Origin of the sequence: Microbacterium aoyamense, from assembly GCF_023155855.1 — a bacterium.
Taxonomy (GTDB): domain Bacteria; phylum Actinomycetota; class Actinomycetes; order Actinomycetales; family Microbacteriaceae; genus Microbacterium; species Microbacterium aoyamense.
This window is the reverse complement of record NZ_JAKNUT010000001.1, coordinates 1,245,025-1,258,719: the sequence shown is the minus strand read 5'-3', so window position 1 is coordinate 1,258,719 and position 13,695 is coordinate 1,245,025. Positions and strand designations below refer to the sequence as shown.

General features: G+C 69.8%; 14 protein-coding genes. 9 read left to right on the top strand and 5 right to left on the bottom strand.

The window, feature by feature from the left end; translation table 11 throughout:
* Positions 1–25 precede the first annotated feature (25 nt).
* The 3 genes from MA876_RS06380 to MA876_RS06370 are packed head-to-tail and all read right to left on the bottom strand — an operon-like array spanning position 26 to position 2,414.
* Entirely contained in the window at positions 26–481 is a 456-nt protein-coding gene (locus tag MA876_RS06380) for a heme-degrading domain-containing protein (RefSeq protein WP_248147028.1), read from the bottom strand.
* A complete protein-coding gene (locus tag MA876_RS06375; protein ID WP_248147027.1) occupies positions 478–1,383 on the bottom strand; it encodes a TolB family protein in 906 nt (301 codons plus the stop codon). The genes MA876_RS06380 and MA876_RS06375 overlap by 4 nt, the downstream gene beginning before the upstream one ends.
* Entirely contained in the window at positions 1,383–2,414 is a 1,032-nt protein-coding gene (locus MA876_RS06370) for a Gfo/Idh/MocA family protein (RefSeq protein ID WP_248147026.1), read from the bottom strand. The genes MA876_RS06375 and MA876_RS06370 overlap by 1 nt, the downstream gene beginning before the upstream one ends.
* A gap of 112 nt (positions 2,415–2,526) precedes the next feature.
* On the opposite strand from MA876_RS06370, the gene MA876_RS06365 reads away from it, so the two are divergent.
* Complete coding sequence (locus MA876_RS06365) at positions 2,527–3,144, top strand: TetR/AcrR family transcriptional regulator (protein ID WP_248147025.1); 618 nt, start codon at positions 2,527–2,529, stop codon at positions 3,142–3,144.
* Between the two features lie 9 nt (positions 3,145–3,153).
* On the opposite strand, the gene MA876_RS06360 is transcribed toward MA876_RS06365, so the two are convergent.
* Both MA876_RS06360 and MA876_RS06355 read right to left on the bottom strand, forming a co-directional pair.
* Positions 3,154–4,401, bottom strand: coding sequence for a D-arabinono-1,4-lactone oxidase (locus MA876_RS06360; protein WP_248147024.1), 1,248 nt, complete (start codon positions 4,399–4,401; stop codon positions 3,154–3,156).
* On the bottom strand, positions 4,398–5,153 hold the full coding sequence (locus tag MA876_RS06355) for a FadR/GntR family transcriptional regulator (RefSeq protein WP_248147023.1): 756 nt from the start codon (positions 5,151–5,153) through the stop codon (positions 4,398–4,400). The genes MA876_RS06360 and MA876_RS06355 overlap by 4 nt, the downstream gene beginning before the upstream one ends.
* A gap of 178 nt (positions 5,154–5,331) precedes the next feature.
* Between MA876_RS06355 and MA876_RS06350 the strand changes: the two genes are divergently transcribed.
* Genes MA876_RS06350 through MA876_RS06315 form a run of 8 tightly spaced genes read left to right on the top strand, consistent with a single transcriptional unit; the run spans position 5,332 to position 13,680 of the window.
* On the top strand, positions 5,332–7,047 hold the full coding sequence (locus tag MA876_RS06350; RefSeq protein ID WP_248147021.1) for a dihydroxyacetone kinase family protein: 1,716 nt from the start codon (positions 5,332–5,334) through the stop codon (positions 7,045–7,047).
* A 1-nt stretch (position 7,048) separates the two neighbouring features.
* Positions 7,049–7,525, top strand: a complete 477-nt coding sequence (locus MA876_RS06345) for a ribose-5-phosphate isomerase (RefSeq protein ID WP_248147020.1) — start codon at positions 7,049–7,051, stop codon at positions 7,523–7,525.
* Positions 7,525–8,289 carry a triose-phosphate isomerase family protein gene (locus tag MA876_RS06340; RefSeq protein ID WP_248147019.1) on the top strand — a complete coding sequence of 255 codons (765 nt, stop codon included), beginning with the start codon at positions 7,525–7,527 and terminating at the stop codon, positions 8,287–8,289. The genes MA876_RS06345 and MA876_RS06340 overlap by 1 nt, the downstream gene beginning before the upstream one ends.
* Positions 8,286–9,080 carry a sugar phosphate isomerase/epimerase family protein gene (locus MA876_RS06335; protein ID WP_248147018.1) on the top strand — a complete coding sequence of 265 codons (795 nt, stop codon included), beginning with the start codon at positions 8,286–8,288 and terminating at the stop codon, positions 9,078–9,080. Before MA876_RS06340 ends, MA876_RS06335 begins: the two co-directional genes overlap by 4 nt.
* On the top strand, positions 9,038–9,928 hold the full coding sequence (locus MA876_RS06330; protein WP_248147017.1) for a phosphogluconate dehydrogenase C-terminal domain-containing protein: 891 nt from the start codon (positions 9,038–9,040) through the stop codon (positions 9,926–9,928). Before MA876_RS06335 ends, MA876_RS06330 begins: the two co-directional genes overlap by 43 nt.
* 5 nt (positions 9,929–9,933) lie before the next feature.
* The gene (locus MA876_RS06325; RefSeq protein ID WP_248147016.1) at positions 9,934–10,689 is read left to right on the top strand and encodes an SDR family NAD(P)-dependent oxidoreductase; all 756 of its coding nucleotides are present in this window, start codon (positions 9,934–9,936) and stop codon (positions 10,687–10,689) included.
* A gap of 1 nt (position 10,690) precedes the next feature.
* Positions 10,691–12,418 carry a D-apionate lactonase family protein gene (locus MA876_RS06320; protein WP_248147015.1) on the top strand — a complete coding sequence of 576 codons (1,728 nt, stop codon included), beginning with the start codon at positions 10,691–10,693 and terminating at the stop codon, positions 12,416–12,418.
* Entirely contained in the window at positions 12,415–13,680 is a 1,266-nt protein-coding gene (locus MA876_RS06315) for an MGH1-like glycoside hydrolase domain-containing protein (RefSeq protein ID WP_248147013.1), read from the top strand. The genes MA876_RS06320 and MA876_RS06315 overlap by 4 nt, the downstream gene beginning before the upstream one ends.
* The last annotated feature ends 15 nt before the right edge of the window (positions 13,681–13,695 follow it).

The window sequence follows — 13,695 nt, the reverse complement described above, 5'->3', positions numbered from 1 at the left end:
CGACGTCCTTCGGGTGCAGCGAGTGTCAGTTGTCGGATTCGGCGAGCAGTCTCTGCATCGCTTCGATGACGAGGGCGTGATCGCCCTCGGAGGTGAGGCCCGAAACCGTCGCAGCGGCCACGATGCCGGCCCCGCGCACCTTCACGGGCACCGAGCCGCCGGCGAGCGCGTACTCGCTCGGGTCGAGCCATCCCATCGCGCCGACGTCCACGCCCGCTCCGATGAGGCGCTCGGCGATGTCGCCGGAGCTGGTCTCGAACCGGAAGACGAGCGCCGCCTTTTTGCGAATCCAATGCTCCTGGTCGAGAGTCGCACCCGGAAGCACGGCCCGGAACAGAATGAGTCCGGTCGGGCGGCGGATGTCGATCGCGACGCCATGGCCCCTTTCAGCTGCGAGGTCGTGCAACAGCACGCCCAGCCGCCACGCGTCCGCGTACTCGAACGCCTCCCACTCGGGCACGATCCGGTCGTACACGCTCACGACTCCTCCTCGTCGATGTCCGCAGCCTGGGGATAGTCGACGTACGCGAAGGCGCCGCCGTCCGGGTTCCAGCTGTCGACATTGATCGTCCCCTGTCCGCCGAACAGCTCGATGGCATGCACCGGCGCGGTCCAGTCATCCGTGCCGACGATGACGAGGCGGACGGGCAGGTCAGCCGGATGACCCTCCGTGCCCGTCGGGAAGCTCAGGTACACCGCGCGCCGACCGGCCGGCTCGAGATGCGGGAACCAATTGACCCGCGCATCGAACGTGAGCTGCTCGATGCCCGTGCCGTCCGGTCGCATGCGCGCGATCTGTGCGTGGCCGGGGGCCTCGGAGAACCGCTCGGTGTTGAAGTAGATCCACTCACCGTCCGAGGAGTACTCCGGCCCGTCGTCCGGTCCCGGTGGCACCGTCACCGTTCGGTCGTCGGAGCCGTCCGCGGCGACCGTTCGCACAACGGCGTTCTGCCAGCCGTCGTCGAGACGGACCGCGACGTACGCCAGCCGCCCGCCGTCGGGGCTCACGCCATGGAGGAAGTGGAACCTTCCATCCGGGCCGTGCGTCACCCGGCGCGCCGCACCGCCCGCGAGCGGCGCAAGGTAGATGTTCCCGTCGTTCGCCGAGAGGAAGATCGACTCGCCATCGCGCGCGAGCACGTGGTCGTTGTTCAGTTCGGGCAGGTCGGCGATGGCGATCCGGCGCGGAGGAGCCGAGCCGTCGGACGGCATCGACCACAGGACGCCGTCCCCGTTGAGCACGAGCTCGCCACCGCTCGACCAGTTCGGCGCTTCGAAGAGCACGCCGTGATCGACGTGGACGGTGCGCGGCGACCCGGTCGACGGATCGACGACGCGAATGCGGGAGACCTGACCCGGAGCGAGCGAACGCGCCCAGCCCATCAGCGGGCGCCCAGCTGTCGACGAGCCTCGTCGATCGTCGCGATGATCGACACGGTCTCGTCGAGCGGATGCAGCGGCGACTCGAGTCGTCCCTCGCCCACATAGCCCGCAAGCGCGGTGGCCTGCCAGGCGAGCCCGTCCATCAGCGCCACGCCCGTGTCATCGCGCCAGACGAGGGCCGGTTCGAAGAGGTCGTGACTGCGCACGGTCACGGCCGTGGGGATGTGGAAGGGACCTTCGAGGTCGATCCGACCGAGAGTGCCGCAGACGGCGGCGATCGTCGGGGTGCGGGTCAGCAGCGACGTCATGAGCGTCGACTGCTCGTCGCCGTGGTCGAGCACCAGCGTGGAGGTCGCATCAACGCCCGAAGGAGTGAGCGAGCCGACGGCTCGGACAGCGTCGGGCCTGCCGAGGACCATCGAATCGAGCTGGATCGGATAGATGCCCAGGTCGAGCAGCGCCCCGCCGCCCGTCCCGGGCAGCAGAAGCCGGTGATCCGGGTCGTCAGCGATCGCCTGGCCGTGGTCTGCGATCACGAGCCTCGGCTCGCCGATGATGCCCTCGGCGATGATCCGGCGCACGAGGTCCGCCTGGGGCTGATAGCGCGACCACATCGCCTCCATGAGGAACACCCCGGCGGAGGCCGCAGCATCCACCAGTCGCTGCGCGCCCGCGGCGTCGATCGCGATGGGCTTCTCGATCAGCACGTGCTTGCCCGCGGCGATCGCACGCAGGCCGATGTCGAGATGCTCGCTCTGCGGGGCTGCGACGTAGACGACATCGACACTCGGGTCGCTCAGCAGGGCGTCCACGTCGGCGTGCGCATGCTCGATCCCGTGCCGCGCCGCGAACTCGCCCGCGCGCTCGGCCGAGCGCGACGCGACAGCGACGATCTGCTGCGATGTGTGAGCCGACACGGCCGCCGCGAAGAAGCCGGCGATCCACCCGACTCCGACGACACCCCACCGCAGAGAGGGCTCCCCCGTGTCTCGGGAGAACTGCGCGGGTTCGGGCAGGGAGGACGGAAGCATGGAGGCCCCTTCGCCGGTTCGTCTTCGTGAGTGTCGCTCCCAGCGTCGCACTTTATTTATCATCGGTCAAGATCTTGCGTTCGCATCTCGCGAAGTGCATAGACTCGGGGCCATGGCGAGTCGGGGATCGTACGCGAAGGGGAGCGCCCGGCGCGAAGAGATCCTGGCGACCGCCGTCCGCGTCGTATCGGAGAAGGGCTATCCCGGAGCCACGCTTCGCGGGATCGGCCGCGAGCTCGGCATCGAGCCGGCGCACATCCTCTACTACTTCGGCAGTCGCGAGGAACTCCTCCAGGAGGTCCTCGAGGCGTGGGATGCGGGGAGCCTCGACGCCGTCGAGGAGGGCGCGGATGCCCTTGCCGTCTATGCCGCGGCCATCCGCAACAACGCGACCATCCGCGGCATGGTGCATGTCTACCTCTCGTTCGCGGCGGAGGCCGTGAACCCCGCGCATCCCGCGCACGACTACTTCCGCCGCCGGTTCGCACTCAGCGTTCAGGAGCTCTCGGCGGCCGTCCGCTCGGGCCAGGAGTCCGGCGTGATCCGCGCGGAGGTCGACCCCGAGCGCACCGCGCGCATGCTCATCGCTCTCGCCGACGGCCTGCAGCTGCAAGCTCTCATGGAGCCCGCCGTCGATGCATCGGCCGATCTGGATGCCGCGATCGACGGTCTGTTCATCGTCGGCTCGCGGATTCCGATCGAGCGTTCGGCGCAGTTCCCGCGCCCCTGAACCGTTGTGTCAGCGGGCCCGGCGCACGCCGAGGCGCTCGAGGTGCGCGTTCGAGAACACGCCTTCGGGATCGAGTCGCTCGAACACCGCGCGGGTATCGACCAGTCGGGGATGCACAGACGCGATGCGGTCGGCGTCGAAGCGGTGGAACTTGCCCCAGTGCGGGCGGGCGGCGAACGGCTCGAGCGCAGCTTCGACGAGCGCGACCGCTTCGGCCACCTCGTCGGGCCGGTTGTGCCACGTGAAGTGGATGATGACGCTGTCGCGCTCGTAAGCGCCACTCAGCCAGAGCCCATCAGGGGCGGCAGTGCGCAGTTCGGTCCAGATGAGGGCGGGACGGATGCTGTCGCCCAGACGTCGCACGGCGGTCAGGGCGTCGGCGGCCGTGGCACGGGAGACGAAGTACTCGCTCTGGATCTCGTCGCCGAATGACGGTTCGGCATCGAGACGGAAGTGCGGGAGGCGCAGCATCCATGGTCCCGGCACCCCGCCGATCTCGGTGATGTTGTCGCCCTGCCCGAGCGGTGACTCCCCCACGACGAGCGCGCCGTCCAGGAGAGCGGTCGGCACGGGGTCATCGTCGGTCTCGAGCCGGGTCTTGGTCCAGACGTAGCCGATGGACGGCTCCTCCCAGCGCGAGAACACCGAGACGCTGTACGCCGTGCCGGTCACGGCCGACCAGTCGGCCAGCGCGGCATCCCATGACACTCCGGCGTAGACGTCCTGCCGCACGCGGTACGACGGCACGACGTCGAGCGTGAGCGCGACGGTGATGCCGTAGGCACCGAGACCCACGACGAGCGCATCGAAGTCCGGTTCGCCGCGCCGGATCTCGCGCACCTCGGCATCAGCGCCGACGTACCGGAGCGCTCGTACGCCCGTCGACAGCACGCCGTTGCGGTCGCCCGAGCCGTGCGTGCCCGTCGCGGTCGCGCCGCCGACGTTGATGTGGGGTAGTGAGCCCATGTTCCGCAGCGCCCAGCCCCGCTCGTCGAGCCAGAGCGCGAGCTCGCCGTACCGCGTACCCGCGCCGACCGTCACCGTCTGCGCATCGGCGTCGAGCGCGAAGTCGGGCGGTAGGCCCGTCACGTCGACGAGCGTGCCCGTCGTATCGGGCAGATCGGTGAACGAGTGACGCGTGCCGAGCGCGCGTGCGCGTCCGCCGCCCGCGACGATCGACCGGATCTCGTCGACCGAGGTCGCCGTCACGATCCGCGGCGCGGTGTACTCGTAGGTTCCCGCCCAATTGCGATTCATGCCCCCACCGGAATGTCTTCTGCGACGTCCGCCGAAAGTCGGGCCGACGCCGTCGCCATGTGGATCGCCATCGCGGAGGCCGCGGCATCCGGATCCCCCGCACGCACCGCGATATAGACGGCGTCGTGCTCCTCGAGCGCGACGCGCGCCTCCTCGCCGCTGTGCACCGCACGGTCGGCGTACACCTGTAGGAGCGATCTGACGACGTGCAATTGATCGACGAGCAGGCCATTGCCCGCGGCCCGGCCGAGCGCGTCATGGAACTCGAGATCGGCTCTGGCGAACTCGCCGAGGCGATCGAGGGACGAGCGCATCCGCTCGAGATTCGCCCCGACGACGTCGAGGTCGGCGCCGTCGCCGCGGCCGGCGGCGAGCCGGGCGACGTAGATCTCGAGGCCGGAGCGCAGTTCGAGCAGTTCGGCGGTGCTCTTCTCGCCGATCAGCAGGCCCCATCGCAGCGTCTCGGGCAGCAGCTCGCTCGCGGTGCCGCGGAGATAGGTGCCGGAGCCCGGGCGAACGTCGACGATGCCCAGGATCTCGAGCGCCGCGAGGGCCTCGCGCACCGCCGAGCGGCCGACACCGAGCGTCGCGGCGAGTTGCCGCTCGGGCGGAAGGCGCGTCCCTGCGGCGATCGAGCCGCCGGTGAACAGATCCATGAGCCGGCGCGCGACCTCGGAGACCGGCGTTCCGCTCGGAAGAGCCCCGAGGGCGGCCGTGATCTCGGCCGAGCGGTCGTCTGGGTAGGCGGGCATGCGAGCAGGGTACAGGCACAGGCGTGGAATCGCACTTGCAATTGGTCAACCGGTTTGTCAAAATGGGCGAGGTTCGTCGGAAGCCCCGCGTGAACATGACGCAAGGGCACAAGCGCGAGACGCCGTACGCGAGCATGCTGACCACGTACGCCGACAACGACGAAGGGAAGACGACGCGATGACGCGCCTGTGGAATGATCCGGCGGAGTTCGCCGATGAGATGATCGATGGTTTCGTGGCGGCCAATGGCCGGTATGTGCGTCGTGTCACGGGTGGTGTGGTGCGTTCGACGGTCTCACCGGCAGGGCAGGTCGCGGTCGTCGTGGGTGGTGGGTCGGGGCACTATCCCGCGTTCGGCGGGCTGGTGGGTCCGGGGCTCGCGCACGGCGCGGCGATGGGGAACCTGTTCGCCTCCCCATCGACGCAGCAGGTGCATGCGGTCGCGAAGGCGGCCGACCTGGGTGGTGGCGTGTTCTTCTCGTACGGGAACTACGCGGGTGACGTGCTGAACTTCGATGCGGCGCAGGAGCGCCTGCGGGCTGAGGGTGTCGAGGCGGCGACGGTGACGGTGACGGATGACGTCATGTCGGCGCCGCTGGCAGAGAAGCACAAGCGGCGGGGTATCGCGGGTGATCTGACGGTGTTCCGCGCGGCGGCGGCGGCAGCCGAGTCGGGCTACGACCTGGCGGGTGTGACGGCGGTCGCGGCGAAGGCGAACGAGCGCACCCGGTCCTTCGGAGTCGCGTTCACGGGCTGCCAGCTCCCCGGTGCCGACACGCCCCTGTTCACCGTCCCCAAGGGGCGGATGGCGATCGGGCTGGGCATCCACGGAGAGCCGGGCATCGACGAGACCGACATCCCGACGGCGGACGAGCTGGCCGCGCTGCTGGTGTCGCGTCTGCTGGAGGAGCGGCCGGAGGGCGCGGACGGGCGCGTCATCCCGATCCTCAACGGCCTGGGGTCGCTCAAGTACGAGGAGATGTTCGTCGTCTACCGGCGCATCCATCAGCTCCTCGAAGACGCCGGCCTCGAGGTGATCGATCCGCACGTGGGTGAGTTCTGCACGTCGTTCGACATGGCCGGCACCTCTCTGACCCTGTACTGGCTCGACGACGAACTCGAGCGGCTGTGGGAACACCCCGTCGACACCCCCGCGTATCGCCGTGGCGCGGTGACCGCGCAGCAGCAGACCACGGCGGTGGATGCCGCAGCCGAAGCAGTCGTGATCCCGGAGTCCGATGAGGCATCGCATGCGGTCGCGCAGACCGTCCTCGCCGTCGTGGAGACGATCGTGGACACGATCGACGAGAACGTTGACGAACTCGGCCGCCTGGACAGTGTCGCCGGGGATGGGGATCACGGGATCGGGATGCAGCGCGGCTCGCACGCCGCTCTCACCGCCGCACGCTCCGCTGTCGACCAGGGCGCGGGTGCGCGCACGACTCTGGAGTGGGCGGCGGACGGCTGGTCGGACAAGGCCGGCGGCACGTCGGGGGCGCTGTGGGGGGTCATCCTCACGAAGATCGCCGAGAAGCTCGGCGACACAGGCGCCCCGACCGCGGCCGATGTCGCCGCGGGTGTCGCGGCCGGCGCGCAGGGCGTGACCGACTACGGCAAGGCCGAGGTCGGCGACAAGACCCTCGTCGACGCGCTCGTCCCGTTCACCGCCACCCTGACCCAGTCCGTGAACGCCGGAGCGTCCCTGCCCGACGCGTGGGCGTCCGCGGCGGATGCCGCGACCCGCGCCGCTCGGCTCACCGCCGACCTGCTCCCCCGGATGGGCCGTGCCCGCACCCACGGGGAGCATGCGATCGGCACCCCCGACCCGGGCGCCATCTCACTGGCCCTCATCGCCACCGCCATCGGCACCGTCCTCGCCGAGAAGGAGAACTGACATGACCGACCTCCAACCGCTGCGTCTCGTGATCGGCTGCGACGACGCCGGCTACGACTACAAGGAGATCCTCAAGCGCGACCTCGAGACCAACCCGCTCGTCGCGTCCGTCGTCGACGTGGGAGTGGACGCCGACGGTCACACCGCCTACCCGAAGGTCGCGATCGCCGCCGCCGAACTCGTCGCATCCGGTGACGCCGACCGGGCGCTGCTGATCTGCGGCACCGGCCTCGGTGTCGCTATCGCGGCGAACAAGGTCGCCGGCGTCCGCGCCGTCACCGCCCACGACTCGTTCTCGGTCGAGCGGTCCGTGCTGTCCAACGACGCGCAGGTCCTGTGCATGGGGCAGCGGGTCGTCGGCATCGAACTCGCCCGCCGCAACGTGCGCGAATGGCTCACCTACCGCTTCGACACCACGTCGGCGTCCGCCGAGAAGGTCGCCGTCATCGGACAGTACGAGAGCACCGGATCCTGCTGATGAGCGCACCGGTCACGGTCGGGGTCTCGCTCAAGACGTACTTCGGCAACACGCAGGCCCGCGAGTGGCTCACCACCATCGCGGACCGCGCAGCCTCCCACCCCGCCGTGACCAGCGGTGCCGTCCAGCTGTTCATCATCCCCACCTACCTGCAGATCCCCGACGCCCTGACCGCCTTCGCCGGCAGCCGCGTCCGCGTCGGCGCGCAAGACGTGAGCCAGTTCGAACCCGGCCCCTACACGGGTGAGGTCACCGCCGCCGAGCTCGCCGAGATCGGCGTCACCGTCGCCGAGATCGGTCACGCCGAGCGCCGCCGCCTCCTCGGCGACACCGACGACGTCGTCACCGCCAAAACCCGCACCGCGCTCGCCCACGGGATCACCCCCGTCCTGTGCATCGGCGAAACCGACCAGGCGACGGATGCCGCCGCCACCGCGATCACGCAGCTGCACGACTCCCTGGCCGATGCCCCCGCCGGGCCCGTCATCGTCGCCTACGAACCCGTCTGGGCCATCGGTGCACCCGAACCCGCCCCGGTCGAACACATCAGCGCCGTCACCACCGCACTCCGCAACGAACTCGACACCATGCCCGAACGCGACGGGTCCGCCGTGATCTACGGCGGCTCCGCCGGACCAGGCCTGCTCACAGAGCTCGGCGACGCCGTCGACGGCCTCTTCCTCGGCCGCTTCGCCCACAACCCCGACAACCTTCTCGCCGTACTCGACGAAGCATCCACCCTCGCCGGGAAGACACGCGCATGATCGGCCTCGGCACGTACGCCTTCTTCTGGCAGCACTCCGATCGCGTGGACGAACCGCTCTCGCTGCGCGGGGCCTTCGAGGCGACGCGCGCGCTCGACGTCGACCTCTTCCAGATCTGCGACTACGCGCCGCTCGAGCTCATGACCGACGCCGAGGTACGGAATGCCGCAGCCGCCGCGAAAGACCTCGGCCTCACGATCGAGCTCGGCACGAAGGGCATCGAACCCGAGCACCTCGAGCGCTTCCTGCGCCTCGCCGAGCGCTTCGACGCGGGCCTCGTGCGCAGCATGCTCTACTCCCCCGCATCCCGTCCGACGATCCGCGAGGCCGAGTCCTGGTTGCGCACGGCGTTGCCCGCGTACGAGGCAGCGGGCGTCACCCTCGCGCTCGAGACCTACGAACAGCTCGCGACCGCCGATCTCGTCGCGCTCGTGAGTTCGTTCGGCAGCGCGAACCTCGGCATCTGCCTCGATCCGGGGAACGTCGTGGCCCGCCTCGAGCGCCCGCGCGACTGCGTCGAGCTCGCCGCTGACCTCGTCGCCAACGTCCACGTGAAGGACTTCGCCTTCGCCCGTCAGGACGGCTGGGTCGGCTTCACCTACAGCGGCGCCCCGATGGGCACGGGCCTGCACGACTATCCGCACCTGCTCGAGACCGTCAGGCCCCGCGACCGCGGCATCAACGAGATCGTCGAGCACTGGCTGCCCTGGCAGGGCGACCCCGAGACCACCATCCGAACCGAGCGGGAATGGACCCGCACCACCATCGACTATCTGAGGAGCACACTGTGAGCAGTTACAAGATCGCCGTCTTCGGCGCCGGGGGCAAGATGGGCACCCGTGTCTCGAACAACCTCGTCAAGACCGACCACACCGTCTGGTACGTCGAGAACTCCCCCGCCGGGCGCGAGCGCACGCTCGCCGCAGGACGCGAGCTGACAGAAGCGGCGGATGCCGTGGCCGACGCCGACATCGTCGTGCTCGCCGTCCCCGACCTCGCTCTCGGCCCCGTGACCGCCGACCTCGTCCCGCAGCTCAAGCCCGGGACGATCGTCCTGACGCTCGACCCGGCCGCCGCCTACGCGGGTCTGCTCACCACGCGGGACGACGTCATCCAGGCCGTCGCCCACCCGTGCCACCCGTCGGTGTTCCTCGAGCGCACGACGAAGGAGGAGTGGGCCGACACCTTCGGCGGCATCGCCGCCCCGCAGGACGCCATCGCCGCGATCGAGTCGGACGACGATGCCAAGAAGGCGATCGTCGAGGCGACGGTCCGCGCGATCTACGCTCCCGTCATCGACGTGCACTGGGTCACGGTGAAGCAGCTCGCGCAGCTCGAGCCGACGCTCGTCGAGACCGTCGCGTGCATGATCGGTTCGCTGCTGAACGAAGCGCTCGACGAGGCGATCAACACGATGGGGGTGCCCGAGGCGGCTGCGCGCAGCATCCTCTACGGCCACACGCAGGTCGCCCTCGCGAACGGTCTCCGCGGTGACAACCCGTTCAGCGACGCGTGCCTCATCGCGATGGACTATGGGCGCGAGAGCATCATCAAGGAAGACTGGAAGAAGATCTTCCGCGACGACGAGCTCGACAAGAACCTCGCGCGGATGCTCCACCTCGACCACATCGAGAGGTAGTCGCCATGGGTCAGCTCGAAGGCAAGACAGCGCTCATCACGGGCGCGGCGCTCGGCATCGGTCTGGCCGTCGCCCAGCGCTTCGCCCGCGAGGGTGCGCGGGTCATCCTCGCCGACCGCAATGGCGAGGGCGCGGCGGCGGCCGCGGCCGAGATCGGCGACGCCGCCCGCGCCGTGACGATGGACATCTCCGACGAAGCCGCCGTCGCGGCGGGCTTCGCGGAGGTGGAGGCCGCGGGCTGGGCGCCCGACGTCGTCGTCGCGAACGCGGGTGTGCAGCTCTTCGGCCAGGATGCCCCGGCCGCGGACCTGGACCTCGACGTCTGGAAGCGCACGATCGACATCAACCTCACGGGCGCCTTCCTCACGGTGAAGTACGCCGTGCGGACGATGCTCACCCTCGGCGGGGGGTCGATCATCCTGACCGGCAGCCCGACCGCGGTCAACGGCGAGGGCAAGGACTTCACGGCGTACAGCGCCTCGAAGGCGGGCATGCACGGCCTCGGCCGCACCGTCGCTGCGGCATATGCCGATCGCGGCATCCGCGTCAACACGGTGCAGCCGGCCTACACCGAGACGCCGCTCGTGGCCGCGATCAGCGAGGACCCGGAGTCGCGTGCCGCCATCGTCAGCCGTATCCCGATCGGACGCGCCGGCACGCCCGCCGACGTCGCGGGCATCATGGTCTACCTCGCAGGCGACGACGGTTCGTTCGCGACGGGCGCGACCTTTCAAGTCGACGGCGGGATGACGTCGCTCTGATATGACCTGGTTCACCGAATCTCGCACGTGGGCGAGCGGCCCGTGGTCGCTCGCCCTGCGCGGCGACGAGTTCGCCGACATCGCGTTCGATGGCCGGGTCGTCCTGCGCAGCATCCGTGCCGTCGTCCGCGACCGGAACTGGGACACCGCACCCCTCGTCGTGGATCGTGTCGCCGCGCACGAGACGACACTGACGCTGCACGTGCGCTCCGAAGCGCTCGGCTCGAGCTTCCGCGGCGTCGTGCGCGTCGAGGCGCGGGCCGACCGACTCGACGTCCTCTGCGACCTCGAATCGGAGCATCCGTTCGCCACGAATCGCACGGGCCTCGTCGTGCTGCATCCCCCGCACGTCGCCGGCGCTCCGCTGCGCGTGTCGCACGCGGACGGCCGCGTCGAACAGACCGAGTTCCCGCGGGCGATCAGCCCGCATCAGCCGGTCTTCGACATCGCCGGCCTCACGTGGCTCGCAGGTGGCCTCGAGGTCTCGACGACGTTCGACGGCGACGCCTTCGAGATGGAGGACCAGCGCAACTGGACCGACGCGTCGTTCAAGACGTACTCCCGCCCACTCGACCTGCCCTTCCCGTACGACGTCGCGGCGGGCGAGCGTGTGCGTCAGATGGTGTCCCTCCGGGTGCGTCGGACGTCCGAGTCGACGGCGATGGATGCCGCGCCCGTCGGCATCACGCTGCAGGCGGGTGGGGAGTTCCCGCACGTCGCCCTCGGCGCGGCATCCGCCCCCGATCCCGCTCCGACGTTCGCGCCGCTCGGTTCGCACGTCCTCGTCGAGCTCGACCTCGCGAGCCCCAACTGGCGCGCCGCGCTCGATCGTTCCGCATCGAGCGGACTCCCCCTCGATGTACGATTCGTGCTCGACGCGGAGAACCCCGACGCGCTCACCGCCGGCGTCGCGGCTCTCGGCGGGCGGGACGTCGTGCGCGTCGCGGCGTTCCACCAGGTGAGCGACGCCCGGCACGTGTCGGACCGTGAGGCGGTCGCCGACCTGCGCGCGGCCCTCGCGGCGGCGGGTCTCGACATCCCGGTGGTCGGCGGATCGCGATCGCACTTCACGGAGCTCAATCGCGAGCGCCACCGCATTCCGAACGACCTCGACGGGTTGACCGTGACGGTGACCCCGCTCTTCCACGCGCTCGGCACCGAGCAGCTGGTCGAGTCGCTCGCGATGCAGCGACTCGTCGCCCTGCAGTCCGTCGACCTCGCCGGCGGGTCGCCCGTCCACGTCGGCCCGATCACGTTGCGACCGAGATTCAACGACGTGGCGACCGGACCACAGCCAGGCCCGACGCGTGCCGATCTCGCCGAGGGCTACGGCGCCGAGTTCACGGGCGTCGTCGACGAGCGGCAGACCGCACCCGAGCTGGCCGCCTGGACGATCGCGAGCGCCGCGGCGCTCGGCGTCCCGGGCACGTCCTCGCTCGCGTGGTTCGAGGAGTGGGGCCCGCGCGGCATCCACTCCACCCCTGCGGCCGACGCGCTCGCCGCACTCGCGCCGCTCGAGGGCGGCGAACTTCTCTGGGGCGACAGCCCCGATGGACTCGTGTGGGCGATCGGCGCCCGCACGAACGGCGAGACCGTCCTCCTCGCCGCCAACCTCGATCACCGCGAGCGCGAGCTCACGATCGAGACGCCCGCTCACGAGGTCATCGCGGTGACGCTCGGAGCGGCATCCTTCCGCCGACTCACCATCACCGAAGAGGACCCCACATGACCGAGCAGTGGCGAGCCGCCCTGGCTGACCACGTCCGCACCCACACCGAGCAGATGACGCGCGAGCCGTCCGGCATCCTCAGCCATCCGTACACGGTGCCGAGCTCGCCCGACTCGCCGTACTACTCGATGGCGTTGTGGGACTGGGACTCGTGGTTCATCAGCGTCGTGATGGGCCAGGTCGAGCTCGACACCGACCAAACCGGACTGTTCGGTGCGTTCGAAGAGGGCACGATCCGCAACTTCCTCGAGCACACCGACGAGGACGGCGTCATGCCGATCCTGCTCAAGCCCGGAGGTCCCCTGCTGCACGGCGATCCGAGTCGCGCGGCGGGCTTCTCGCAGAACATGCACAAGCCCGTCATCGCTCAGCAGGCGGCACTCCTCGTTCGCCGCCGTGGCAGCGCGGAGTGGATCCGCGAGGACCTCCCCGTGATCGAGCGGTTCCTGGAGCGCTACCTCGAGAGCCACGTGGATGCCGCGACCGGCCTCGCGTACTGGCAGACCGACTTCGCCATCGGCGTCGACAACGACCCGTCGGTCTACTACCGACCGGACCGCAGCACGGCATCCGTCTACCTCAACTCCCTGCTCTATCGCGAGCTGCTGGCCTTCGGCTACCTGCTCGAAGAGCTCGACCGCCTGCCCGAGGCGAACCGCTGGCGCGGCCGTGCCGAGGACCTCGCGGACGCCGTGCGCACGCACCTGTGGGACGAGCGCGACGGCACGTTCTACAGCGCCGACCTGGCCCTGCGCGACATCGATCCCGAGGACTGGCTGCACCAGGGAGCGCCTCGCTCGTGGTCGTCCGTGCTGCTGCGCATCGACAACTGGTCGAGCTTCCTGCCGATGTGGGCGGGGATCGCGACGCAGGAGCAGGCCGAACGCATGCGCGAGCGCTACCTCGACCGGCGCACGTTCCGGGCGAACTTCGGCGTGCGCACGCTCTCGAAGCTCGAGCAGCAGTACAACCTGCGCGCCTCGAACAACCCGTCGAACTGGCTCGGTCCGATCTGGGGCGTGAGCAACTACCTCGTCTTCCGCGGTCTGCTCAAGTACGGCTATGCGGAGGATGCTCGGGCTCTCGCGCTCGAGACGGTGGCGCTGTTCGGGCAGGACCTCGAGACGTCGGGCGGCCTGCACGAGTACTACCACCCCGACACGGGCGAGCCGATCATGACGAAGGGGTTCCAGAACTGGAACTTCCTCGTGCTCAACCTCATCGCGTGGCTCGAGGAGCGCCCCGTCTTCTGGGAGTTCTGACCGGCTCGCACACCG

Bases quoted from the DNA above. Each gene is read 5' to 3' on its own strand.
- MA876_RS06375 (WP_248147027.1), bottom strand. From the start codon at position 1,383: ATGGGCTGGGCGCGTTCGCTCGCTCCGGGTCAGGTCTCCCGCATTCGC.
- MA876_RS06370 (WP_248147026.1), bottom strand. From the start codon at position 2,414: ATGCTTCCGTCCTCCCTGCCCGAACCCGCGCAGTTCTCCCGAGACACG.
- MA876_RS06365 (WP_248147025.1), top strand. From the start codon at position 2,527: ATGGCGAGTCGGGGATCGTACGCGAAGGGGAGCGCCCGGCGCGAAGAG.
- MA876_RS06360 (WP_248147024.1), bottom strand. From the start codon at position 4,401: ATGAATCGCAATTGGGCGGGAACCTACGAGTACACCGCGCCGCGGATC.
- MA876_RS06355 (WP_248147023.1), bottom strand. From the start codon at position 5,153: ATGCCCGCCTACCCAGACGACCGCTCGGCCGAGATCACGGCCGCCCTC.
- MA876_RS06350 (WP_248147021.1), top strand. From the start codon at position 5,332: ATGACGCGCCTGTGGAATGATCCGGCGGAGTTCGCCGATGAGATGATC.
- MA876_RS06345 (WP_248147020.1), top strand. From the start codon at position 7,049: ATGACCGACCTCCAACCGCTGCGTCTCGTGATCGGCTGCGACGACGCC.
- MA876_RS06340 (WP_248147019.1), top strand. From the start codon at position 7,525: ATGAGCGCACCGGTCACGGTCGGGGTCTCGCTCAAGACGTACTTCGGC.
- MA876_RS06335 (WP_248147018.1), top strand. From the start codon at position 8,286: ATGATCGGCCTCGGCACGTACGCCTTCTTCTGGCAGCACTCCGATCGC.
- MA876_RS06330 (WP_248147017.1), top strand. From the start codon at position 9,038: ATGGACCCGCACCACCATCGACTATCTGAGGAGCACACTGTGAGCAGT.
- MA876_RS06325 (WP_248147016.1), top strand. From the start codon at position 9,934: ATGGGTCAGCTCGAAGGCAAGACAGCGCTCATCACGGGCGCGGCGCTC.
- MA876_RS06320 (WP_248147015.1), top strand. From the start codon at position 10,691: ATGACCTGGTTCACCGAATCTCGCACGTGGGCGAGCGGCCCGTGGTCG.
- MA876_RS06315 (WP_248147013.1), top strand. From the start codon at position 12,415: ATGACCGAGCAGTGGCGAGCCGCCCTGGCTGACCACGTCCGCACCCAC.